The following is a 22,938-nucleotide window of genomic DNA, read 5'->3' as shown; positions in this document are numbered from 1 at the left end:
GCGTTGCCATCCGATTTCCGAATCCATGCAAGACCTGCAGATCGACTGGCTGCGCAGCTTCGTCGCCATCGTCAACGCCGGCTCGCTGTCGGGCGCGGCACACGAGGTGCACCGCTCGCAGTCGGCCGTGAGCATGCAGCTGCAGAAGCTGGAGGCCGCCACCGGCTGCGCGCTGCTGGAGCGCGGCCCACGCCACCTGCGGCTCACGCATTCCGGCCAGCTGCTGCTGGGCTATGCCCAGCGCATGCTGGACCTGCAGGCCGAGGCCCAGGCCGCGCTGGTGGACGAGGCCATCACCGGCGTGGTGCGCCTGGGCGTGCCCGACGACTACGCCAGCCGCTACCTCACGCCGGTGCTCAAGCGCTTCGGCCCGCGCCACGGCGGCGTGGAGATCGAGCTGGATTGCGACCAGTCGCCCGCGCTGATCCCGCGCGTGGCCAGCGGCCAGCTCGATCTGGCGCTGATCTCGCGCGACCACGCCCGCCGCGGCACGCTGCTGTTCCACGAGCCCATGGTGTGGGTGGGCTCGCCGCAGTTCGAGGTGTGGAAGCGCAACCCGCTGCCGATCGCCATGTACGAGGCCGCCAGCCCAGGGCGGCGCGGCGCCATCCAGTCGCTGGCCATGCAGGGGCGGCCGTACAAGGTGGTCTACAACAGCAGCAACCTGGCCGGTCAGATCGCCGCGGTGGAAAGCGGCCTGGCGGTGGCCGCGCTCACCCAGTGCAGCGCACCGCCGCAGCTCACCATCCTGGGCCGCGAGCACGGCCTGGGCCCGCTGGAGCCGATGCAGGTGGCCGTGTACCGCAGCCGGGCCTCGCAAGGCAGCAAGGCGGTGGACAGCCTGCACCGCATGCTGGTGCAGACGCTGCGGCAGCCGGGGCGGTGAGCGCCCGTGCCCGGCCCCCGAGCGGCGTCAGGCGATCGGCTTCTTCGGCCGGATGATGGTGCGCTGGCACCAGGCCTCGTTCATGTCGCGCAGGAAATCGAGGTCGATGCGGAAACCCGACTTGTCGCCGATCACCGTCTCACCGCCGCAGCGAGGGCACAGCGCGGTGCCGTTCAGCGCGGCCAGCGCGTCGGGGTCGTCGAAGCTGGCGGCGTCGATGCCGCCCCAGGCGATGATCTCCTCGGGCGGGAAGATCTGCGTGCAGTTGAAGCAGCCGCACACCGTGCTGGCTTCGATCTCGGCCTGGTTCCGGGTGCTGTGGCGGTAGGCGGCAAGAAGGTCGGTCATGGCTCGGATCGTCGGGTCGGAGAGGGCCGGGGCGCCGGTTTGTTTCTCAATGTTGCCAGAGCCCGGCCACCGCGGGCCAGTGTGCTTCATCATTCGGGCTGCCCGCACCGACATCCCGCCGCCGCCATGACCCCTCCCGCCATCCGTCGCCGCACCCACCTCGCCGGTCTGGCCGCCGGCCTGGCCACGCTGTCCAGCCTGGGCGCGCGCGCACAGCCCGCTGCCGACACCACCGATGCGGGCCTGGCCGTCGCACTGGCCGGGCCGCAGCGCAGCCCTGCCAACCGCGCACGCGACGCCGCGCGCCACCCGGCGCAGACGCTGCAGTTCTTCGGCGTGCAGTCCACGCACACGGTGCTGGAGCTGTCGCCCGGCGGCGGCTGGTACACCGAGATCCTGGCCCCCTGGCTGCGCGAGCGCGGTCGCCTGGCCGTGGCCCACTTCGCCCGCGACGATGCCGAGGACTACCGGCGCCGCGGCCGTGCCAGCTTCGAAGCCAAGCTGGCCGCCAGCCCGGCGGTCTATGACCGTGTGATCGTCGGTACCCTGCTGAACCCCGGCGACGGCGCACGCCTGCCCGACCTGCCGCTGGCACCGGGCAGCGTGGACCGCGTGCTCACGTTCCGCAACGTGCACAACTGGCTGGAGGATGGCCGGCTCGACCCGCTGCTGCGCGCCAGCTTCGCACTGCTGCGGCCCGGCGGCGTGCTGGGCGTGGTGGACCACCGCGCCGCACCCGGCACACCGCTGGCGCAGCAGATCCGCACCGGCTACATCGCCGAGGACTTGATGGCCGAGCGGGCCCAGGCGGCCGGCTTCGTGCCCGATGGTCGCAGCGAGGTCAATGCCAACCCGCGCGACACCCGCGACCACCCGCACGGCGTGTGGTCGCTGCCGCCCACGCTGCGCGGCCGCGACGTAGGCCGCGAGGCGATGCTGGCGATCGGCGAGTCCGACCGGTTCACGCACCGGTATCGCAAGCCGGGGTAGCCATGGGCAGCGGGCCGGGCATGCGCCGGCCATGCCGCCCGCACCACCGCCCGCACCACGGTTTGCACCAGCGCCTGCAGCCGCTGGCCGTCAGTCGAAGTCGATCTCCGCGTCTTGCAGGTGGGCGGCCAGCAGCTTGCGCACCAGCGCGGTGAGTTGCTCGCGCTCGTCCGGCGACAGCGCACCGAGCAACTCGTCGCTGTGCTGGTGGATGCGGTCACGCGCGCGTTTCCAGGCCTGTTGGCCCGGCGGGGTGAGCGTCAGCGCGTTGTAGCGGCGGTCGCCGCCCTGTTCGGCGCGCTGCACCAGGCCACGCTCCACCAGATCCTGGATCAGCGAGGTGACCTGCGACTTGCGCATCAGCATCGCGCCGGCGAGTTCGTTCTGTGACACGCCCTCGTTGGCGGCGATCAGGCCCAGCATCGTGATCTGGCCGGTGGCGTGGCCCAGGTCATCGACATGGCGCGCGCTGCTCTGCTGCGTGACGTTGCGCAGCACCCGCGTGAGGTAGCCGAGGTTGTCGCGCAGCGGGCCCAGCTTCAGGCGGCGCGGCGCCGCGGCGGTGGTGCGGCTGACGGGAGTCTTCTTCATGGCGTGGCGTGGATTCGGGAAAGTCCGTAGGCGCATGGACCGCCGGACGCCTTGATCGTAGCGCATCAACAGTTCAGAATTTGAACCGTTAATTATCTGAAATGAACCAGACCTCTTCCCCCCCCACCGCAGCTCCCGCCATCGTGCTGCGGGCCGTGCGCAAATCCTTCGGGTCCACGGTGGTGCTCGATGGCATCGACCTGACGGTGGCCGAGCGCGAGGTCGTGGCCCTGATCGGCCCGTCCGGCTCGGGCAAATCCACTCTGGTGCGCTGCGTGCACCAGCTGATGCCGATCGACGGCGGCAGCATCCATGTGCACGGGGAGCTGCAGGGCTACGAGCAGCACGGCGGCGCACTGCGCGCGCTGGGTGAGAACGCCATCGCCGCGCAGCGCCAGCGCATCGGCATGGTGTTTCAGCAATTCAACCTGTTTCCGCACATGAGCGTGCTGCGCAATGTGATGGAAGGACCGGTGCAGGTGCTGGGCGACACGCCCGACCATGCCCGCCAGCAGGCCGAACAACTGCTGGACCGCGTGGGCCTGCTGGCCAAGCGCGATGCTTACCCGCGCCAACTCTCCGGCGGCCAGCAGCAGCGCGTGGCCATTGCCCGTGCGCTGGCCATGCGGCCGCAGGCCATGCTCTTCGACGAGCCCACCAGCGCGCTCGACCCCGAACTGGTGGGCGAGGTGCTGGCCGTGGTGCAGGACCTGGCGCGCCAGGGCATGACCATGCTGATCGTCACGCACGAGATCGCCTTTGCCCGCGACGTGGCCGACCGCGTGGTGTTCATGGAAAGCGGCCGTTTGGTGGAACAAGGCCCCGCGCGCCAAGTGCTCTCGCAACCGACCACCGAGCGGCTGCGCAGTTTTCTCAGCCGGGTGAATGCGGCATGAGCTCCGAATCGATGAAGGCTTTGCCCATGGCCGCCGACCCCGCGTCCCTGATGCCGCTGCAGCGTGCCTACCAGGACCGTGACGCAGCCATCCAGCGCGCACGCCAGGCCCTGCCCGGCCAGCCGCTGGTGGGTGTGGTGGGCAACACCGTGCCGCTGGAACTGATCGATGCCTGCGGCGCCACGCCGCTGCGCGTGGCCCCGAATGCCGGCGCGACGCCCTGGGCCGACCGCGTGATCGAGGAGGTGTCCGATCCGGACGTGCGGCGCATCGTCGAGGCCTACGCCAGCGGCGCGCTGAACGATCTGGCGCTGCTGGTCGTGCCGCGCTCCACCGAGTCGCAGCACAAGCTGTACTTGTCGCTGCGGGAGATGTGGCGCACCGGCATGGTCACGCGCGGCCCGGAGATCTGGCTGTACGACATCCCGCACACCCAGCGGCCGAGCAGCCACGCCTACGGTGTGCGCCGCACCGAGGCGCTGCGCGATCGCCTGGGCGAGATCACGGGCCGCCGCGCCGATGAATCCGACCTGGCCTGCGCGATCGCGCTGCGCAATGCCCAGCGCCGGGCGCTGCAGCGGCTGCAGAACCTGCGCCTGCAGGGCCGTGTGAGCGGCTTGGCCGCGCAATGGGCCACGGGCGCGCAGCAGTTCATGCCGCTGCAGGCCGGCCTGGAGGCCCTGCAGACCTGGCTGGACAGCGTGGCCGATGGGCCCGCCCCCGCTGCGTCTGGCCCCCGCTTGCTGGTCACCGGCGTGCCGCTCGACCATGCCCTGCTGCACGCCCTGGTAGACGACCTGGGGGCCTGCATCGTGGCCGAGAACGACGAGTGGGGCAGCCGCGCGGCCGACACGCTGATCCCCGAGCGCGAGGATCTGGCGCCACTCACCGCGATCTTCGAGCACGTGTGGCGCGACGTGCCCTGCGTGCGCCGGCACCCGGCCGAGCCGCGGCCCGACTGGCTGGACCGTCAACTGGCCCCGGCCGGCCAGCCCGCGGTCATCGACGGCGTGCTGTTCCACCTGCCCCCGCCCGACGACATCCACGGCTGGCAGTTCCCCGCCGACCGCGACCGCGTCGCAGCGGCCGGCCTGCCCTGGCTGAGCCTGCGTGCCGATGTCCGCCTGCACCCCGACACCTTGCGCGCCCAGTTGCAGGCCTGGCTGTCCACGCAGCCGCTGCGCCGGGCCTGAAGACCGAGATCACGATGTCCAACGACAAACAGCTGGCCAGCACCCTGGCCGCCGGCGAGAAGCAGAAGACCTGGTTTGCAGCGTTGCGCCGCGACGTGTTTGAGCAGCGCAAGCCCTACGCCATCATCAACGCCGACACGCCGCACGACCTGTTCCATGTGCTGGGCATCCCGGTGGTCACCAACCAGTGGTGGGCGGCGGTGATCGCGGCCAAGCGCCTGTCCACCGACTACCTCGACGGCATGAACGCGCGCGGCTTCCATGAGGACCTGTGCCGCTACTGCAGCATGGGCCTGGCCAGCAGCCTGATCGACCTGGGCGAGCGCTCGCCCTGGGGCGGCCTGCCGCAGCCCGCGCTGCTGTGTGCCCGCCTCACCTGCGACTGCATGCAGCGCGTGTTTGCCCAGTGGGCCGATCGCCTGGGTGCCCCGTTCTTCGCGCTGGAGGCCCCCGGCACCAAGGCACTGCCCGCGAAGTGGTGGGAGCTCTCGCGCGACCGCTGGGAAGAACTGTGCGAACCCGATCGCCTGGACCTGGCCGTGCAGGAACTTCAGGAGCTGACCGGTGTGCTCGAAGGCATTGCCGGCCGCAAGCTCGACCTGGACGCGCTGCGCGCCTTCCTCGACAAGGTGAACCAGCAGGAGGAGATCCTGGAGGACGTGCGCGAGATGATCGCCACCGCGCCGAAGTGCCCCGTGCGCATCGGTGAGCAGATCCCCAACGTGATGGCCACGCAGTGGCACCGCGGCAGCGATTGGGCGCTGAACCACGCCCGCGCCTTCCGCGACGAGGTGCGTGCCCGCGTGGATGCCGGCATCGCCGCCTGCCCCGGCGAGCGCAAGCGCCTGATGTGGGTTGGCGCGGGTCTGTGGCACAACACGGCCTTCTACAACGCGTTCGAAGAGAGCCACGGCGCCACCTTCGTGTGGAGCATGTACCTGCCCTTCGGCCCCGACTGGTACATCCGCCACATGGGGCCGGGCGCCGATCAGCCGATGCGCGCGCTGGCCAGCCGCGTGGTCACGATGAACGAGGTGCTGCACAACCCGCCGTATGCCCCGGCCTGGATGGTGCGCGAGGCCGAGCGCAACCGCATCGACGGCGCCGTGGTGCTGATGCCCAAGGGCAACCGGCCGGCCGCCAGCGGCACGCTGTTCATCACCGCCGCGCTGGAAGGTGCGGGCATCCCCACGCTGCTGATCGAAAGCGACATGGTGGACGCGCGCGGCTGGAACGAGCAGGCCATGCGCGAGCGCATGGTGCAGTTCATCGAGGAGCGGCTGTGAGCGCCGACCTGACGGACCGCGCCGACACACCGCTCGACCTGCACCTGGTCGGCGACATCATCCTGGACGTGCCCGGCTGCGGCGCGCTGTTCGAACCCGCCCACGCCACGCTGGCCAGCGCCGATGTACTGGTGGGCCATGTGGAGGTGCCCCACACCCACGGCACGGCCACCACCAGCACCGATGTGCCGGCCCCGCCGGCCGACCCCGCGCACCTGCGCGCACTGGCCGAGCACGGCTTTCACGTCGCCACGCTGGCCGGCAACCACATCGCCGATTGCGGCGCCGAAGGGATTGCCGACACCGTGGCCACGCTGCGCGGTCTGGGCCTGGCCACCACCGGCGCGGGCATGAACCTGCGCGAGGCGCTGGCCCCCGCCGTGCTGCAGCGCCGTGGCCAGCGCGTGGGGGTGCTCAGCTGGAACTGCGTGGGCCCGCGCGAAAGCTGGGCCACCTCACGCAAGGCCGGTGCCGCCTGGGTCAAGGTGCTTACGCACTACGAGCTGGACTACGCCAACCCCGGCGGCCCGCCCAACATCTACACCTTTGCCGCACCCGACAGCCTGGACGCCATGGCCGAGGCCGTTGCCGCACTGGCACGCCAGGTGGATGTGGTGGTGGTGGCGCTGCACAAGGGCTGCGGCCACACGCCGGCGCGCATCGAGCACTACGAGTTCGGCGTCGCCCGCGCCGCCATCGATGCGGGCGCCCATGTGGTGGCCGGCCACCACGCCCACATCCTGCGCGGCATCGAGGTTTACCGCGGCCGGCCCATCTTCCACGGCCTGGGCAATTTCGTCACCGTCACGCAGGCGCTGTCGGTGAAGGACAACGACAGCCCCGAGCGACTGGCCTGGGCCAAGCGGCGCGAGGCGCTGTTCGGCTTCAGCCCCGACCCGGCCATGCCCAGCTACCCGTTCCACCCCGAGAGCCGGCACACCGCCATCGCGCGATGCCGGGTCAGCGGCAGCGGCGCCAGCGCGCAGGTGGAGGCAGGCTTCATCCCCTGCTACATCGACACGCAAGCCCGCCCGGTGCCGCTGGGCCGCGATGCCCAGGGCCAGGCCACCGCCGACTACATCGCCGACATCAGCCGCCGCTGGCGCCTGCACACCCGCTTCGAATGGACGCATGACGGCTCGCGCGACTGGGTGCGCGTGCTGCCCGCCGCGTCCGACGCGCCGCCCGCGCCGCGCTGAACCAACGCACACACCGATTCCGAGGACCACCGCCTTGCGCACCAACACCCAACAACTGCCACGCCCGCTCGAAGGCGTGACCGTGCTGGATCTCACCACCGCCCTGGCCGGACCGTATGCCACGCTGCTGCTGGCCGGCCTGGGTGCGCGCGTGATCAAGATCGAGAACCCGCGCCAGCCCGACACCGCGCGCGCCAATGCGCCCTTCGTGGGGCGGGATGGCGTGAGCATGGTGCGCCAGCATGCCGACGACATGTCGCTGGCCATCATGGAGCGGGCGCGCAACAAGCAGTCCATCACGCTGAACCTCAAGCACCCCGAGGGCCGCGCCCTCTTCGAACGCCTGGTGCTGCTGGCCGACGGCGTGGTGGAGAACTACAGCGCCGGCACGGCCGACCGCCTGGGCATCGGCTACGCCGCGTTGTCGGCACTGAACCCCAGTCTGGTCTACACCTCGATCAGCGGCTTCGGCGCCGACCAGGTCTCGGGCCAGAACAAGGCCATGGACACCATCGTGCAGGCCCTGTCGGGCCTGATGATGACCTCGGGCCGGCCCGAGGATCCGCCGGTGCGCGTGGGCGTGCCGTTTGGCGACCTGGCCGCGCCGCTGTATGCGGTGATCGGCACGCTGGCCGCGCTGATGCAGGCCCGGCTCACCGGCCGTGGCCAGCATGTCGACGTGTCGCTGCTGGGCGCCATCACCGCCATGGTGGCGGCCGAGCCCTTCGAGCTGATGCGACGCGCCGGCCAGCCGGTGCGCACCGGCAACACCATGCCGCGGCTGGCGCCCTTCGGCATCTTTGCCACGCGCGATGGCCATGTGGCCATCTGTGCGCCCACCGACGGGTTCAGCCACTCGCTGTTCACCGCGATGAACCGCCCCGACCTGGCCGCCGACCCCCGGTTTGCCGGCCGCGACCAGCGCGTGCGCCACCACGACGACCTGCATGCCGAGGTGGAAGCCTGGACCCGCAGCGTGGACACCGACACCGCCGTGCGCGCCCTCGAGGCCGCCGGCGTGCCCTCGGGCCGCGTGCGCGATCCCGGTGAGGCCGCGCGCGATCCACGCCTGCTGGCCCGCGGCGAGACCGAGGCCATCGAGCACCCGCGCTACGGCGCCGTGGGCGACATCGTGGTGGGCGGCCTGCCGATCCGCATGACCGGCTCGTTTGCCGGCTTCGACCGTCCGGCCCCCGGTCTGGGCGAGCACAACGACGATGTCTATGGCGACTGGCTGGGCCTGGATGGCGCGCAGCGCGCCGCACTGGCCGCGGCGGGCGTGATCTGAACGGCACCTTCGACATGCCCGTCCGCGCCCTGCCCCCACGCCCAACGGCCACCGCACGGCCAGCCGCCGCCCTGTTGGCGGCCGCCTGCCTGGCCGTGGCCGCCAGCGCCCAGGCCGGTGGCAGCGCCGGCACGCGTGAGGGCGACACCGCCCTGCCTGGTCTGGCGCCGCTGGCCGGGCCCGATCCCCAGGCGCCGCTGTATGCGCGCTTGCCCGAGGCCGTGCGCTTGGCCGGTGCGCTGCGCTTCGTGGGCGATTCGCACCCGCCCTACCGCATCGTGGACGACCACCGCCGCATCAGCGCGGGCATCGATCCCGATCTGGCGCGCGCGCTCGAGCGGCAACTGGGCCTGCCCATTCGCCACCATGTGGTCAACAGCCTGTCGGCCACGCTGGCCGGGCTGGAGTCGGGCCGCTATGACGTGGCCATGGGCCCGGCCGTGGCCACGCGCGAGCGCCAGCAGCGCTTCGACGGTGTGAGCTGGATGACCAACCGCCCGGCCTTCGTCTACCCGCAGGACCGCACGCCGCGCTACACCACGCCCGAGCATCTGTGCGGCCGCAAGATCGCCTATGTGGCCGGCAGCATCACCGAGCGCGTGGTCAACCGGCTGAGCGAGCGTTGCCAGCGCCAGGGCCTGCCGGCGGCCCAGCATGTGCCGCTGGTGGACACCAACATGACGCTGGTGGCCACCCAGGCCGGCCGCGCCGATCTGGCCGGCATGACGCTCACCGCCGCCTCGCACGCCGTGCACGTGAACCCGCAGCGCTTCGGCCTGTACAGCGACGCCAGCGGTGCCTTGGGCCGCGACCTGCTGAGCCTGTTCGTCACCAAGCGCTCGGGCCTGGGGCCGGTGCTCACCGAGGCCATGAACCGGCTGATGGCCGAGGGCCAGTACGCCCGCGTGATGGACCACTGGGGCGTGGCCGCGGTCAGCGTGCCCCAGGCGCGCTTCAACCAGGCGCAGTGAGGCGGCCGCCATGACACCCCACGCGCCCCGCACGCCCAACCCGGCCGGCCCGCCCGTCCACAGCCTGCCCATCACCCCGACACCGATGCAAGCCGCCCTTGACGTGAACCCCGCCACCCGGCCCAACGCCGCCGCCGCCGCCACCGGACCGGCCATCGACGTGGCCCAGGCCCGACCGCGCACGCCCTGGGGCCGCTGGGCCGCCAATGCGCTGGTGGCGCTGCTGGCCGTGCAGGCGCTCGTCTTCCTGGCCACCAACCCGCGGCTGGAATGGGCCGTGGTGGCCGAGCACCTCACCGGCCCGGCCGTGCTCAGCGGTCTGGGCGTGAGCGTGCTGCTCACGGCGGTGAGCATGAGCCTGGGCACGCTGATCGGCACGGTGCTGGCACTGATGAAGCTCAGCGGCTTTGCCACCGCGCGCGCCGTGGCCGGCTTCTACACCTGGCTGTTCCGCGGCACGCCGCTGCTGATCCAGCTGCTGGCCTGGTACAACCTGGCGTACCTGGTGCCGCGTCTGAGCATCGGCCTGCCCTTCGGCCCCGAGTGGGCCAGCTGGGACACCAACGAGGTCATCACGCCCTTCGTGGCCGCGGTGCTGGGCCTGGCGCTCAACGAGGCCGCCTACATGGCCGAGATCATGCGCGCCGGCATCCTGTCGGTCGATCCGGGCCAGCGCGACGCGGCGCGCGCGCTGGGCTTCACGCCGGCCCGCACGTTCCGACGCATCGTGTTCCCGCAGGCCATGCGCATCGTGCTGCCGCCGGCCGGCAGCCAGGTGATCGGCATGCTCAAGGGCACCTCGCTGGTCAGCGTGATCGCGATGACCGACCTGCTGTTCTCGGTGCAGACCATCTACAACCGCAACTTCAAGGTCGTGCCACTGCTGCTGGTGGCCGTCGTCTGGTACCTGGTGGTGTTCAGCGGCCTGTCGCTGGTGCAACGCCGGCTGGAGGCGCATTTCGGTCGCGGCCACCAGGCGGCTGCCACCGCCGCCCGCACGCGCTGAGCCGCGGCCCCCACGTGAGCCACCCACACATGATGTCCACACCCGCTTCCCGTGCGCTGCTCGCCCCGCTGGCCGCCTTGCTGCTGGCCGCCACGGCCCCGGCGCACAGCCAGACCGCGCCCACCGACAGCGCCGCCCGCGTCTCCCGCCCCGGCGAATACAGCGGCTACTCGCCCCGGCTCTACACCGAGAGCGTGCGCCAGTCCATCTACTTCCGCACCCGCGATGGCGTGCGCCTGGCGATGGACATCACGCGCCCGGCCGTCAACGGCAAGGCGGTGGACACGCCCTACCCGGTCCTGTGGCAGCACGCGGTGGCGCGCCGCATCGCGCCTGACCAGCGCTTCTCGGCCGTGCGCCAGATGCCCGAGCTGGCCCAGTACGGCTACGTGGTGGTGGAAGTGGACCGCCGCGGCGCCGGCAGCTCGTTCGGCACCCGCCGCGGCTACCACGACCGCACCGAGGCGCGCGATGCCTACGACGTGACCGAGTGGCTGGCCGCGCAGCCGTGGTCCACCGGCAAGGTGGGCGTCTACGGCTGCAGCAACACCGGGGACGCGGCGCTGCACGTGGCCACGCGCATGCCACCCGCGCTGAAGGCCATCTTCGCCGGCTGCTTCAGCTGGTCCAAGTACGACGGCTTTCTGCGCGGCGGCATCTTTGCTAACTGGGGTGCAGGCGTCGAGCGCACGTTCGACGAAGACCTGAAGAACCCGCCGGTGGACGGTGACGAGAGCCGCACCCTGCTGCGCCAGGCGGCCGAGGAGCACCGTGACAACACGCCGCTGGCCGCGCTGTGGCGCGGCATGCCCTACCGCGACAGCTGGTCCGACCTGGTGGGCAGCCGCTTCTGGCTGGAGGGCAGCGCCGGCACCTACCGCGATGCCATCGCGCGATCGAAGGTGGCGCTGTACGTGTTCGGTGGCTGGTACGACGACTTCCGCCGCGAGGGCCTGGTGGCCTATGCCAACCTGCCCGGCAATCCACGCAAGCTGATGATCGGCCCGTGGCTGCACTGCCGCAACCCCGACTTCGCGCTGCTGGCCGAGGCGCACCGCTTCTTCGACCACTGGCTCAAGGGCGTGGACAACGGCGTGATGCGCGAGCCGCCCTACACCTATCACGTCGTGAACGCGGTGCCGGCCCAGGCCTGGCGCCAGAGCGCCGTGTGGCCCCCGGCCGGCACACGGCCCCAGGCCTGGACGCTGGACACGCGGGCCCGCGCCGGCGCGGTGTCGGATCTGGCGCTGACCACCCAGGCCCCCGCGCGGCAGGCTCCCGGCGCCACCCTCACCGTGACCGCGCCCATCGCCTGCCCGGCCGGCTGGAACCCGCAGGCCCCGGCCTGTGCGCAAACGGCCAACGGCCTGCGCTTCGACGGCCCGGCGCTGGCCCGCGACACCGAGCTCACCGGCCACCCGCTGCTGGACCTGTGGGTGCGCGTGACCGACCCCGAGCAGAACGTCTACGCCTACCTGGAAGACGTGGCGCCCGATGGCACCAGCACGCAGGTGACCGACGGACGGCTGAAGGTGAGCCTGCGCGCGATGCACAAGCCCCCGTACGACTTCCTGGGCCTGCCCTGGCACCGCAGCCTGGAATCCGATGCCCAGCCGGTGCTGGATGACCAGCCCGTGCGCCTGCAGTTCGACCTGTTGCCCTTGTCCCACCTGTTCAAGGCCGGCCACCGCTGGCGCCTGGTGGTCACCGGCAGCGATCCCCGCGAGCGGCAGCCGGCCACCGCCGGCGCGCGGCTCAGCGTGCTCAGCGACGCCGCGCACCCGTCGCGGCTGACGCTGCCGGTCACCACCCCGGCCGGCACCCCGTAAGACCCGCAGCCCCGTCCCCCCCGACCGCCCCAAACCACCGCCGTGCCTGGCTGCGCGGGCGGTGCCGGGCGGAGCCATGCCCAGACAATCCAGGAGACAAGACCATGAACCACCGCCTCCACCCCACAGCCGCCGCCGCGATGGCCCTGGCGACCCTGCTGGCCGCCGCGGCCCAGGCACAGGCCCAGACCGCCGCGGCCGCCGCCGATACGGCCTCGTCCAGCGAAGTGGTCATCACCGGCAGCCGCATCCGCGGCGCACCGGCCATCGGCGCCCCGGTGGGCGCGGTGTCACGCGACGACATCGAGACCTCCGGTGCCAGCAGCACCGCACAGATCATTCAGCAGATGCCGCAGGTGTTCAATCTGGGCGTCTCCGAGAGCTCGCGCGGCCAGGGCGGCGGCGCCGGCAACATCACCTACGGCTCGGGCATCAATCTGCGCGGCATCGGCCCCTTTGCCACGCTGGTGCTGGTCAACGGCCACCGCATCATCGGCCAGGGCACCAGCGCGGCCTCGGTCGATCCCAACGTGCTGCCATCGCTGGCCATCGAGCGCATGGAGGTGGTGGCCGATGGCGCCTCGGCGCTGTATGGCTCCGATGCCGTGGCCGGCGTGGCCAACCTGATCATGCGGCGCGGTGAGCGCGGCGGCCAGGCTCTGGTGCGCTTTGGCGTGGCCGACGGCTACCACGAGCGCCAGATCGGCGTGCTGTACGGCCACAAGTGGCAGGGCGGCCAGATCACGCTGACGGCCGAGAACACGCTGCGCAGCCAGCTGAGCGGGCGCGACCGCGACTTCTTCCGCGGCGACCTGCGCGCCCAGGGCGGCGGCGACTATCGCTCCACCCAGTGCAGCCCCGGCAACATCGTGATCTCGGGCACCAGCTACGCCATCCCGACCGGCGGCGTGACCACGGCCACCGCCGGCAGCCTGGTGGCCGGCACCAGCAACAAGTGCGACAACCTGCAGATCCAGGACCTGCTGCCGCGCCAGGAGCGCAACAGCCTGGCCTTCACGTTCAACCACACGCTCACGCCCACCTTGGCGCTGTGGGCCGATGGCTTCGCCAGCCAGCGCGACTACAGCTTCAACCCCGGCGCGCTGTCGGCCAACCTCACCGTGCCCAGCACCAACCCGTTCTATGTGCGCCCGGCGGGTGCGCCGGCCGGCACCTCGGAAACGGTGACCTACTCGTTCATCAATGACCTGCCGGTCAACACCAACAACGGCCGCAGCAAGTCGGTGCAGCTCACCGTGGGCGCCGATGTCACGCTGGCCGCGGGCTGGAAGGCGGGCGCCATGTTCGGCATCGGCGACAACCGCGATCTGGCCGTGACGCTGGGCGGCCTGAACACCGCCGCGATCACCGCAGCGCTGGCCGACACCAACCCGGCCACCGCGCTCAACGTCTTCGGCTCGGGCGCCAACAACCCGGCCACGCTGGCCAAGATCGCCAACAACGTGGCCTACTCGCCCGGCCACACGCGCTTCCAGAACTACCAGCTCAAGGCCGACGGCCCGGTGGTGGAACTGCCCGGCGGCACGCTGCGCGCGGCTGTGGGCTATGAAGGCCAGCGCCTGCTCACCGTGGGCGGCCAGACCACCGGCCCGGCCACCAACCCCACCTTTGGCGAGGTGTCTCTGCGCCGCGAGGTGGACTCGCTCTACGCCGAGGCCCTGGTGCCCGTGGTGGGCGAGCGCAACGGCGTGCCCTTCATGCGCAGCCTGAACGTCAGCCTGGCCAGCCGCACCGACCGCTACAGCGACGTGGGCAGCACCAGCAACCCCAAGCTGGGCGTCACCTGGGTGCCGGTGGACGGCGTGGCGCTGCGGGGCAGCTACGGCACCTCGTTCCGCGCGCCGGGGCTCACGCAGATCCGCGGCTTCGCCAATGGCGGGCGCGGCGGCCTGTATGTGCAGAACTATTCGGACCCCACGCTGGGCGGCGCGCTGCGTGTGGGCGTGGCCATCTCGGGCAACAACCCCGACCTGAAGCCCGAGACCGCCAAGACCAAGACGCTGGGCATCGACTGGACGCCCAAGTTCATCACCCGCACCAAGTTCAGCCTGACCTGGTTCGACATCGAGTACGACAACCAGATCACCGGCTACCTCTCGGACCTCACCGTGCTGAACCGCGAGGCGCAGTTCGCCGGCACGTCGGTGATCCAGCGCAACCCCTCGGCCGAGACCGTGGCCGCGCTGATCGCCAAGTACCCGCTGGCCTCGGGCGTGCTGCCGGCCAACTGGACGCTGGTGATCGACGGCCGCCAGATGAACCTGGCGCGCTCGCAATCACGCGGCGTCGACTTCTCGGCCAACAGCCGCGTGAGCCTGGGCGAGCGCGGCGAAGTGATGCTGGGCCTGAGCGGCACGGTGTTCACCAGCTACCGCGTGGCCCTCACCCCCGGCGGCGCGCTGGTGGACCAGCTCAACACCATCTACAACCCGCTGCGCTTCAAGGCCCGCGGCACGGCCGGCTGGGTGCGCGGCCCGCTGCAGCTGAACCTGGCCATCAACCACCAGAATGCCTACGACAACACGCTGGCCAGCCCGGTGCAGCGCGTGGCCAGCAACACCACGGCCGACGTGCGCGCAGCCTGGGCCTTTGAGAGCGACGGCCCCTTCGGCCTGCTGAAGGACGCCACCGTGGCACTCGGCGTCACCAACCTGGCCGACCGCAAGCCGCCGTTCGTGAACGTGGCGCAAAGCACCAACGGTGGCGGCGGCTTCGACCCCACGCTGACCAACCCCATCGGCCGCATCGTGTCGGTGTCGTTCGACAAGCGCTTCTGACACCGATCCCGAGCAAGGCATGCCCATGACCTCCTTCACCCTGATGCGGCTGACCGTCGCGGCGGCGCTGACCGCCCTGGCCAGCGCCCCGCTGCCAGCCCTGGCCCAAGCGGCCAACGCAGCGCCTGCGGCCCAGGCCGCCGCCAGCGCCCCGCAGTACCCGCAGGTGCCGCCGCCGCCCTACGTCACGCCCGACACACCGCAGGGCACCGGCCCGCACCCGGCCATCATGCGCAGCGATGCCGGCCTGCCGACGCACACGCTGTACCACCCGCAACAACTGGCCCGCCTGGGCACCGACAAGCTGCCGCTGGTGGTGTGGGGCAACGGTGCCTGCGTCAACACCGGCAACCGCTTCCGCTACTTCCTCACCGAGATCGCCTCGCACGGCTTCCTGGCGGTGGCCCTGGGCCCCATCGGGCCGAAGGAGGCCGAGCGCACCACGGGCGGCAGCAGCACCGTGCGCGGCGAGCCCGCAGCCGGCTCGCCGGCCGGCGTGCTGGTGGCCGGCGGCCGCGTACCGCGCGATGCCGCCACGGCCCGCGTGAGTGCGGCCTACACCTTCTCCAACCAGTTCATCGACGCCATCGACTGGGCCACCGCCGAGAACCGGCGCGAAGGCAGCCCGCTGCAAGGCCGCATCGACCTGAACCGCATTGCCGTGATGGGCCAGAGCTGCGGCGGTGTGCAGGCCATCGACGCCGCCCGCGACCCGCGCGTGACCACGCTGGGCGTGTGGAACAGCGGCCTGTTCGACGGCGACCTGCGCGCCTGGGAGATCGCCGGTGCCCGCGTCACCAAGCGCGACATCCCGCTGCTGCGCACGCCCGCCATCTACGTGACCGGCGAGCCGTCGGAGGTGGCCTTCAACAACGCCAACGACGACTTGGCGCGCTACCAGGGCGTGCCGGTGTTCCGTGCCTGGCGCGAGCACACCGGCCACAGCGGCACCTACCGCGAGCCCAACGGCGGCGCCTACGCCCCGGTGGCCGTGGCCTGGCTGCAATGGCAGCTCAAGGGCGACACCCAGGCTGCGCGCCAGTTCAAGGGCGCCGACTGCGGCCTGTGCCGCGACCCGCTGTGGCACGTGCAGCGCTTCCGGCTGGATTGATCCTTCACCGGAGCCCATCCCATGCCCTTCACCGTGGAAGAACGCAACCTGCTGATCGCCACCCCGCGCCTCGGCCCGGCCGTGGTGCAACGCCTGGAACAGGTGGGCCTGGACTCGCTGGCCAAGCTGCGCGCCAGCGGCGTGGACGCCGCGGTGGCGCGTGTGTGCCAGGCGGTGGGATCGGGCGCCTGGGCGAACCGGCGGCGGGCCCTTCGGGTGGCGCTGGCCTCGCTTGCCGAAGGACCGGACGGCGAATGGCAGGTGTGCCAGTCCGCCGCGCCGGCCGATCAGCGCAGCAACTGATCCGCCAGCACCCGCGCCACGTGCAGCGCCTGGCGCCCGGCGCCGTCGGCGATCTGGTGGCGGCAGCTGGTGCCGTCGGCCACCACCAGCGCGTCGGGCTGGGCGCGCACGGCCGGCAACAGGCTGGCCTCGGCCATCTGCATCGACACGGCCTGGTGCGCGGCCTCGTAGCCGAAGCTGCCGGCCATGCCGCAGCAGCTGCTCTCGATCAGCTGCGGCTTGGCGCCGGGGATCAGGCGCAGCACGCTCATCACCGGGCTCACCGCGTCAAAGGCCTTCTGGTGGCAGTGGCCGTGCAGCAGCACGGGCTGGGCTATGGGCTTGAGCTTCAGCGCGAAGCGCCCCGCCTTCACCTCGCGGGCGATGAACTCCTCGAACAGCAGGGCCTGGCCCGCCACCACCTGCGCCTTGTCGCCCAGGCCCATCACCAGGGTCTCGTCGCGCAGCGTCAGCAGGCACGAGGGCTCCAGGCCCACGATGGCGATGCCAGCCGCGGCCGCGGGCAGCAGCGCATCCAGCAGCGCGCCGGCGCTGCGCCGGGCCTCGTCCACCATGCCGCTGGCCAGGTAGGTGCGGCCGCAGCAGTGGTGGCCACCGCCCGCGCTGGCGTCCTTGCTGGCGTTCTTGCTGATGGCATGCACCGCATAACCGGCGGCCTGCAGCACCTGCAGTGCGGCCAAAGCGTTCTCGGTCTCGAAGCTGCCGTTGAAGGTGTCGACGAACAGCACGGCCACCCGCTCGCCCGCGGCCTGGCGCACCAGCGCGGTCTGCAGGTCCACCAGGCCCAGGGCCTGGGGGTCGGCGCGCCAGAAGGTGTCACTGCGCCACGCAGGCAGTGAGCGCGCGGCGGCGATGCCGGTGAGGCGTTCGGTCAGCCGCGCCAGCGCAGGCACCTTGTTGCGCAGGTTCAGCAGCCCCGGCACGCGGCTGGCCAGTGCCGCATAGCGCGGCAGATGGGCCACCAGCTTGTCCTTCAGCGTGTGGCCGTGGCGGGCGGTGTGCTGCGCGGTGAACTCGATCTTCATGCGCGCCATGTCCACGCCGGTGGGGCAGTCGCGCTTGCAGCCCTTGCAGCCCACGCACAGGTCGAAGGCCTCGCGCACGGCCTCGCCGGTCAGGCCCTCGGTGCCCAGCTGGCCCGAGACCGCCAGCCGCAGCGTGTTGGCGCGGCCGCGCGTGCTGTGCACCTCGTCGCGCGTGACGCGGTAGCTGGGGCACATGGTGCCTGCGTCGAACTTGCGGCAGTGGCCGTTGTTGTTGCACATCTCCACGGCCTTGGCAAAGCCGCCGGTCACGTCGCCGCCGGTGCCGGGCGCGGTGGTCTGCTCGGTCACCGGATCGTTCTGCACGTTCCAGGCCGACCAGTCGAGCACCGGCGTGAGCGGAATGCGCTTGTACGCGCGCGCCGACGAGGGCGGCGGAAAGCGCATCAGCGACACATCGTCCATCTTCGGCGGATCGATGATCTTGCCGGGGTTGAACAAGCCCTGCGGATCGAAGGTGCGCTTGATCTCGCGCAGCGCATCGTCGAGCTTCGGGCCGAACTGCCAGCGGATCCATTCACCACGGCACAGGCCGTCGCCATGCTCGCCGCTGAAGGCGCCCTTGTAGCGGCGCACCAGTACCGCGGCTTCTTCGCCGATGGCACGCATGCGGGCGGCGCCGCCTTGCGCGCCATCCTGCCGCATGTCCAGGATGGGCCGCACATGCAACGTGCCCACCGAGGCATGGGCATACCAGGTGCCATGCGTGCCGTTGCGTGCGAACACCTCGGTCAGCGCATCGGTGTAGTCGGCCAGGTGCTCCAGCGGCACCGCGCAATCCTCGATGAAGCTGACCGGCTTGCCGTCGCCCTTCAGGCTCATCATGATGTTCAGGCCGGCCTTGCGCACCTCCCACAGGTTCTTCTGCGCGGCCTCGTCGGGCATCAGCACCACGCTGCCGGGCAGGCCCAGGTCGCCCATCAGCGCTTCCAGGTCACGCAGCCTGGCTTGCAGCTGCGACTTGTCGGGCCCGGCAAATTCCACCAGCAGGATGGCCTCGGGCTGGCCGATCAGCGCCGTCTTCATCGTCGGCGCAAAGGCCGGGTTGGTCAGCGCCAGCTCGACCATGATGCGGTCGACCAGTTCCACCGCCGTGGGCCCCAGCTTCACGATGTGCTGGGCGGCGGCCATGGCCGCACGGAAGGTGGGGAAGTTGACGATGCCCAGCGCCTTGCCGCGCGGGATCTCGGCCAGGTTCAGCGTCAGGCTGCGCGTGAAGGCCAGCGTGCCTTCCGATCCGATCAGCAGGTGCGCCAGGTTGACGCTGCCATCGGCGGTGTACGGCCGCTCGCTCTGCGGGTGGAACACATCCAGGTTGTAGCCGGCCACGCGGCGCAGCACCTTGGGCCAGTGGGCCTCGATCTCGCTGCGGTGGGCCAGCGCCAGATCGCGCACGAACTCGCCGATCTGCAAAGCCCGGCCGCTCATCTGCGCCATCGGGCCGAAGTCCAGCAGGCTGCCATCGGCCAGCCAGGCCTGGGCGCCGGCCACGTTGTGCACCATGTTGCCGTAGGCAATGGAGCGCGAGCCGCAGCTGTTGTTGCCGGCCATGCCGCCCAGCGTGGCCTGGGCCGCGGTGGACACATCCACCGGGTACCACAGGCCGTGCTGCTTGAGCTGGGCGTTCAGGTGGTCCAGCACGATGCCGGGCTCCACGGTCACGCGGCGCTCGTCCACGTTCAGATCGAGCACCCGGCGGAAGTGCTTGCTGGTGTCGATGACCAGGGCCGCGCCCACGGTCTGGCCGCACTGGCTGGTGCCGCCGCCGCGCGGCAGCACCGGCACGCCGGCTTCGCGCGCGATGGCGATGGCGGTGGCGATGTCTTCCGCCGTCTCGGGCACGAACACGCCCACCGGCATGATCTGGTAGATCGACGCATCGGTGGCATAGCGGCCGCGTGACGCGGCATCGAACATCACCTGGCCGCGCGCCTCGGCGCGCAGGCGGCGCTCCAGCGCGGCGCAGGCCTCGTTGGGGGGCGATACGGTGCCCAGCGGCGCCTGGGGTGACTGCAGGGTGGAGGCAGGGTCGATCTTCATGGGGCGCTCAATCCGGTGCGGTCATTTCGGGGCGGCCACGATGGCCGCGGCATCGCCCGCGGCGCGCAACTGCTGCAGCACCGAATCGCGCTTGTGCTGCAGGTGCTCGGTGAGGATGCGGGCCAGGCGCGGGCCGTCGCGCTCGGTCAGCGCCTGCATCATCTGGCTGTGCTCGTCCACCGCCAGGCGCCACTTGGCCTCGTCCTGGTTGGTGCGAAAGCGCAGTGACTGCACCCGGGCATTGATGCGGGCATAGGTGGCGGCCAGCACCGGGTTGCCCGCGGCCTCGTTCATGCCGGCGTGGATGGCGGCATTCAGGCGGTAGTAGTTCGACAGGTCGCGCCGCTCGAAGGCCGCCAGCATCTCGTGGTGCTTGGCGCGCAATTCGGTGAGCTGGGCGGCCGTGATGCGTTGTGCGGCCAGTTCGCCCGACAAGGCTTCCAGACCGGCCAGCACCTCGAAGCTGTGCTGGATGTCGGTCTCGGTGAGCTTGACGGCCACCGCGCCGCGGTTGGGCAGCAGGTCCACCAGGCCCTCCTGGGCCAGCAGCTTGATGGCCTCGCGCAGCGGCGTGCGTGACACGCGCAGCTGCTCGGCCAACACCCGTTCATTGAGTTTGGCGCCGGGCGGGATGCGCCCTTCCACCAGCAGCGTGCGCAGCCGCGCGGCCACCTGGTCGGTGAGCCCGAGGCGGGAGATTTCGATGACTTCAGCCATGTATCGCATTTTGCATGCAAATCAAACGCCATGATCCGTTGGATATGCCGGGTAAACGCTCAAGCCGCTTTGCGTTTTGCATGCAATATTTGCGGCCATCCGACGAAACGGCCTTTGCGCCCGCCCTGCCATGCTCCGCCTCGACCAGCACGCCACCGGCCACCACTTCCTGCAGATCCCCGGCCCCAGCCCGGTGCCCGACCGCATCCTGCGGGCCATGAGCCTGCCGACGATCGACCACCGCGGGCCGGAGTTCGGCGCCCTGGGCCGGCGCGTGCTGTCGGGCATCCGCGAGGTCTTCCAGACGCAGCACCCGGTGGTGATCTACCCGGCCTCGGGCACCGGCGCGTGGGAGGCGGCGTTGGTCAACACCTGCTCGCCCGGCGACCCCGTGCTGATGTTCGAAACCGGCCACTTCGCCAGCCTGTGGCAGAAGATGGCCGCGCGCCTGGGCCTGGAGACCGAAGTGCTGAGCTACCAGGGCGCCGATGACCAGTTGCCCGCCGCGCCCGGCTGGCGGCGCGGCGTGCAGGCCGACTTGATCGAGGCCCGGCTGAAGCAGGACACCGCGCACCGCATCCGCGCCGTCTGCGTGGTGCACAACGAAACCTCCACCGGTGTCACCTCCGACATCGCCGCGGTGCGCCGCGCCATCGATGCCGCCGGCCACCCGGCGCTGCTGATGGTGGACAGCATCTCCGGCCTGGCCAGCGCCGAGTACCGGCACGACGCCTGGGGCGTGGACGTCACCGTCAGCGGCTCGCAAAAGGGCCTGATGCTGCCGCCGGGCATCAGCTTCAATGCGCTGTCGCCCAAGGCGCTGGAAGCCAGCAAGACGGCGCGCCTGCCCAAGGCCTTCTGGGCCTGGGACGAGATCGTGGCGATGAACGCCGACGGCTACTGGCCGTACACGCCCAGCACCAACCTGCTCTACGGCCTGGCCGAGGCGCTGGACATGCTGCGCGAGGAAGGCCTGGCCAACGTCTTCGCCCGCCACCAGCGCTGGGCCGCGGGCGTGCGTGCCGCCGTCAACGCCTGGGGCCTGCCCATCCAGTGCGCTGACCCGGCCGTTTATTCGCCGGTGCTCACCGGCGTGATCACGCCGCCGGGCGTGGACGCCGACGCGCTGCGCAAGCTGATCCACCAGCGCTTTGACCTGTCGCTGGGCACGGGTCTGGGCAAGCTCAAGGGCCGCATGTTCCGCATGGGCCATCTGGGCGACAGCAACGACCTCACGCTGCTGGCCATGGTGGCCGGCGTGGAGATGGGGCTGAAGCTGGCCGGCATCGCCATCGCCGGCAGCGGCGTGCACGCGGCGATGGACCACTTCGCTGCGCATCCGGGCGCCGCGCTCACGCCGCTGGCCTGAGCCGCCAGACCTTCACAAGACACCAGGAGACCCACGATGATCGACCGGCGCAGCTTTGCCATCGGGGCCGGCGCGGCCCTTGCCGCCCCCGCCTTGCAGGCTCAGACCCCGCAGAACCTGCAGGCCCTGCCCAATGGGCCGGTGCGCATCGTGGTGGGCTTTCCGCCCGGCGGCGGCACCGACACGCTGGCGCGCGTGCTGGCGCCCAAGCTGCAGGAGATGTGGAAGCTCAACGTCATCGTCGACAACAAGGCCGGTGCGGCCGGCGTGCTGGCCGCCGAGCATGTGGCCAAGCAGCCGGGCGACGGCAGCACGCTGCTGATGGCCCACATCAACAGCCACGCCATCGCCCCGGCGCTCAACCCCAAGCTGAGCTACAACCCCGAAACCGACTTCAGCCCGCTCACGCTGGTGGGCGTGACACCCAACCTGCTGATCGGCAACACCAGCCAGACCGCGCGCACGCTGCCCGAGCTGATCGCCGCGTGCAAGGCGCAACCCGGCCAGGTGACCTTCGGCTCGTCGGGCCCCGCCTCGGCCCAGCACCTGGCGCTGGAGCTGTTCAAGCACCGCGCCAAGGTGTTCGCGCTGCACATTCCCTACCGCGGCTCAGGCCCGTTGATCACCGACCTGATCGGCGGCCAGGTGCAGTACAGCTTCGAGACCATGACGGCCGCCACGCCGCATGTGAAGAGCGGCAAGGTCATCGCCATCGCCCAGACCCGGCCCAAGCGCTCGAAGGCCTACCCCGATGTGCCCACCGTGGCCGAAGCCGGCCTGCCCGACTTCGACGCCACCACCTGGTACGGCCTGGCCGGCCCCAAGGGCATGCCGGCAGTCATGGTCAAGCGCATGAGCGAGGACATCCAGCGCGCCCTGGCCCTGCCCGATGTGCAGGAGCGTCTGGCGCAGAACGGCGCCGAGGACGGCGGCGGCGCACCCGAGCGCTTTGCCGAGTTCATGCGCGCCGAGCGCAGCAAGTACAGCGCGCTGGTCAAGGCGGCGGGGATCAAGATCGATTCGTGAACGGCGCGCCGCCGGTGCCGAAACGCCTCTCAAACGAGCAATCGCGGC

19 protein-coding genes are annotated in these 22,938 nt (G+C 71.2%); 15 read left to right on the top strand and 4 right to left on the bottom strand.

Features of this window, described 5'->3' with window-relative positions; genetic code table 11:
* The first annotated feature begins 25 nt into the window (after positions 1-25).
* On the top strand, positions 26-886 hold the full coding sequence (locus AACH10_RS21010) for a LysR family transcriptional regulator (RefSeq protein WP_341412469.1): 861 nt from the start codon (positions 26-28) through the stop codon (positions 884-886).
* 27 nt (positions 887-913) lie between these two features.
* Here AACH10_RS21010 and AACH10_RS21005 read toward each other — a convergent pair whose 3' ends face one another.
* Positions 914-1,234, bottom strand: a complete 321-nt coding sequence (locus AACH10_RS21005; RefSeq protein WP_341412468.1) for a hypothetical protein — start codon at positions 1,232-1,234, stop codon at positions 914-916.
* A gap of 126 nt (positions 1,235-1,360) precedes the next feature.
* Between AACH10_RS21005 and AACH10_RS21000 the strand changes: the two genes are divergently transcribed.
* Positions 1,361-2,224, top strand: a complete 864-nt coding sequence (locus AACH10_RS21000; RefSeq protein WP_341412467.1) for a class I SAM-dependent methyltransferase — start codon at positions 1,361-1,363, stop codon at positions 2,222-2,224.
* Between the two features lie 90 nt (positions 2,225-2,314).
* Here the strand turns inward: AACH10_RS21000 and AACH10_RS20995 are convergent, their stop codons facing one another.
* Positions 2,315-2,815 (bottom strand): MarR family winged helix-turn-helix transcriptional regulator, encoded by a 501-nt coding sequence (locus tag AACH10_RS20995; protein ID WP_341412465.1) that lies wholly within the window; start codon positions 2,813-2,815, stop codon positions 2,315-2,317.
* 101 nt (positions 2,816-2,916) lie between these two features.
* Between AACH10_RS20995 and AACH10_RS20990 the strand changes: the two genes are divergently transcribed.
* The 11 genes from AACH10_RS20990 to AACH10_RS20940 all read left to right on the top strand — a co-directional run bounded on the left by AACH10_RS20990 (position 2,917) and on the right by AACH10_RS20940 (position 16,695).
* Positions 2,917-3,711, top strand: coding sequence for an amino acid ABC transporter ATP-binding protein (locus AACH10_RS20990; protein WP_341412464.1), 795 nt, complete (start codon positions 2,917-2,919; stop codon positions 3,709-3,711).
* Positions 3,708-4,904, top strand: a complete 1,197-nt coding sequence (locus AACH10_RS20985; protein WP_341412463.1) for a 2-hydroxyacyl-CoA dehydratase — start codon at positions 3,708-3,710, stop codon at positions 4,902-4,904. Before AACH10_RS20990 ends, AACH10_RS20985 begins: the two co-directional genes overlap by 4 nt.
* A 14-nt stretch (positions 4,905-4,918) precedes the next feature.
* Positions 4,919-6,190, top strand: a complete 1,272-nt coding sequence (locus AACH10_RS20980) for a 2-hydroxyacyl-CoA dehydratase subunit D (protein WP_341412462.1) — start codon at positions 4,919-4,921, stop codon at positions 6,188-6,190.
* Positions 6,187-7,389, top strand: coding sequence for a CapA family protein (locus AACH10_RS20975; RefSeq protein WP_341412461.1), 1,203 nt, complete (start codon positions 6,187-6,189; stop codon positions 7,387-7,389). The genes AACH10_RS20980 and AACH10_RS20975 overlap by 4 nt, the downstream gene beginning before the upstream one ends.
* 34 nt (positions 7,390-7,423) lie before the next feature.
* Entirely contained in the window at positions 7,424-8,677 is a 1,254-nt protein-coding gene (locus tag AACH10_RS20970; RefSeq protein ID WP_341412460.1) for a CaiB/BaiF CoA transferase family protein, read from the top strand.
* Positions 8,678-8,691: 14 nt separating this feature from the next.
* Positions 8,692-9,648: a transporter substrate-binding domain-containing protein gene (locus tag AACH10_RS20965; protein WP_341412458.1), complete on the top strand. Its 957-nt coding sequence runs from the start codon at positions 8,692-8,694 to the stop codon at positions 9,646-9,648.
* Between the two features lie 85 nt (positions 9,649-9,733).
* The gene (locus tag AACH10_RS20960; protein WP_341412457.1) at positions 9,734-10,654 is read left to right on the top strand and encodes an amino acid ABC transporter permease; all 921 of its coding nucleotides are present in this window, start codon (positions 9,734-9,736) and stop codon (positions 10,652-10,654) included.
* 32 nt (positions 10,655-10,686) lie between these two features.
* A complete protein-coding gene (locus tag AACH10_RS20955) occupies positions 10,687-12,483 on the top strand; it encodes a CocE/NonD family hydrolase (protein WP_341412456.1) in 1,797 nt (598 codons plus the stop codon).
* Between the two features lie 104 nt (positions 12,484-12,587).
* The gene (locus tag AACH10_RS20950) at positions 12,588-15,281 is read left to right on the top strand and encodes a TonB-dependent receptor plug domain-containing protein (RefSeq protein ID WP_341412455.1); all 2,694 of its coding nucleotides are present in this window, start codon (positions 12,588-12,590) and stop codon (positions 15,279-15,281) included.
* 25 nt (positions 15,282-15,306) lie between these two features.
* Positions 15,307-16,392, top strand: coding sequence for a poly(ethylene terephthalate) hydrolase family protein (locus AACH10_RS20945; protein ID WP_341412454.1), 1,086 nt, complete (start codon positions 15,307-15,309; stop codon positions 16,390-16,392).
* 21 nt (positions 16,393-16,413) lie between these two features.
* Complete coding sequence (locus AACH10_RS20940) at positions 16,414-16,695, top strand: hypothetical protein (RefSeq protein ID WP_341412453.1); 282 nt, start codon at positions 16,414-16,416, stop codon at positions 16,693-16,695.
* Here the strand turns inward: AACH10_RS20940 and AACH10_RS20935 are convergent.
* Positions 16,680-19,778 carry an FAD-binding and (Fe-S)-binding domain-containing protein gene (locus AACH10_RS20935; RefSeq protein WP_341412452.1) on the bottom strand — a complete coding sequence of 1,033 codons (3,099 nt, stop codon included), beginning with the start codon at positions 19,776-19,778 and terminating at the stop codon, positions 16,680-16,682. The two genes, AACH10_RS20940 and AACH10_RS20935, sit on opposite strands and share 16 nt — an antisense overlap.
* Positions 19,779-19,799: 21 nt before the next feature.
* Positions 19,800-20,495, bottom strand: coding sequence for a GntR family transcriptional regulator (locus AACH10_RS20930; RefSeq protein WP_341412451.1), 696 nt, complete (start codon positions 20,493-20,495; stop codon positions 19,800-19,802).
* Positions 20,496-20,625: 130 nt separating this feature from the next.
* Between AACH10_RS20930 and AACH10_RS20925 the strand changes: the two genes are divergently transcribed.
* Both AACH10_RS20925 and AACH10_RS20920 read left to right on the top strand, forming a co-directional pair.
* On the top strand, positions 20,626-21,864 hold the full coding sequence (locus tag AACH10_RS20925) for a pyridoxal-phosphate-dependent aminotransferase family protein (protein WP_341412450.1): 1,239 nt from the start codon (positions 20,626-20,628) through the stop codon (positions 21,862-21,864).
* A 39-nt stretch (positions 21,865-21,903) separates the two neighbouring features.
* Positions 21,904-22,890: a Bug family tripartite tricarboxylate transporter substrate binding protein gene (locus AACH10_RS20920; protein ID WP_423228648.1), complete on the top strand. Its 987-nt coding sequence runs from the start codon at positions 21,904-21,906 to the stop codon at positions 22,888-22,890.
* Positions 22,891-22,938 lie beyond the last annotated feature (48 nt).

Source organism: Pseudaquabacterium inlustre (assembly GCF_038066595.1).
Lineage (GTDB): Bacteria > Pseudomonadota > Gammaproteobacteria > Burkholderiales > Burkholderiaceae_C > Pseudaquabacterium > Pseudaquabacterium inlustre.
This window is presented reverse-complemented; position numbering and strand designations above follow the sequence as displayed.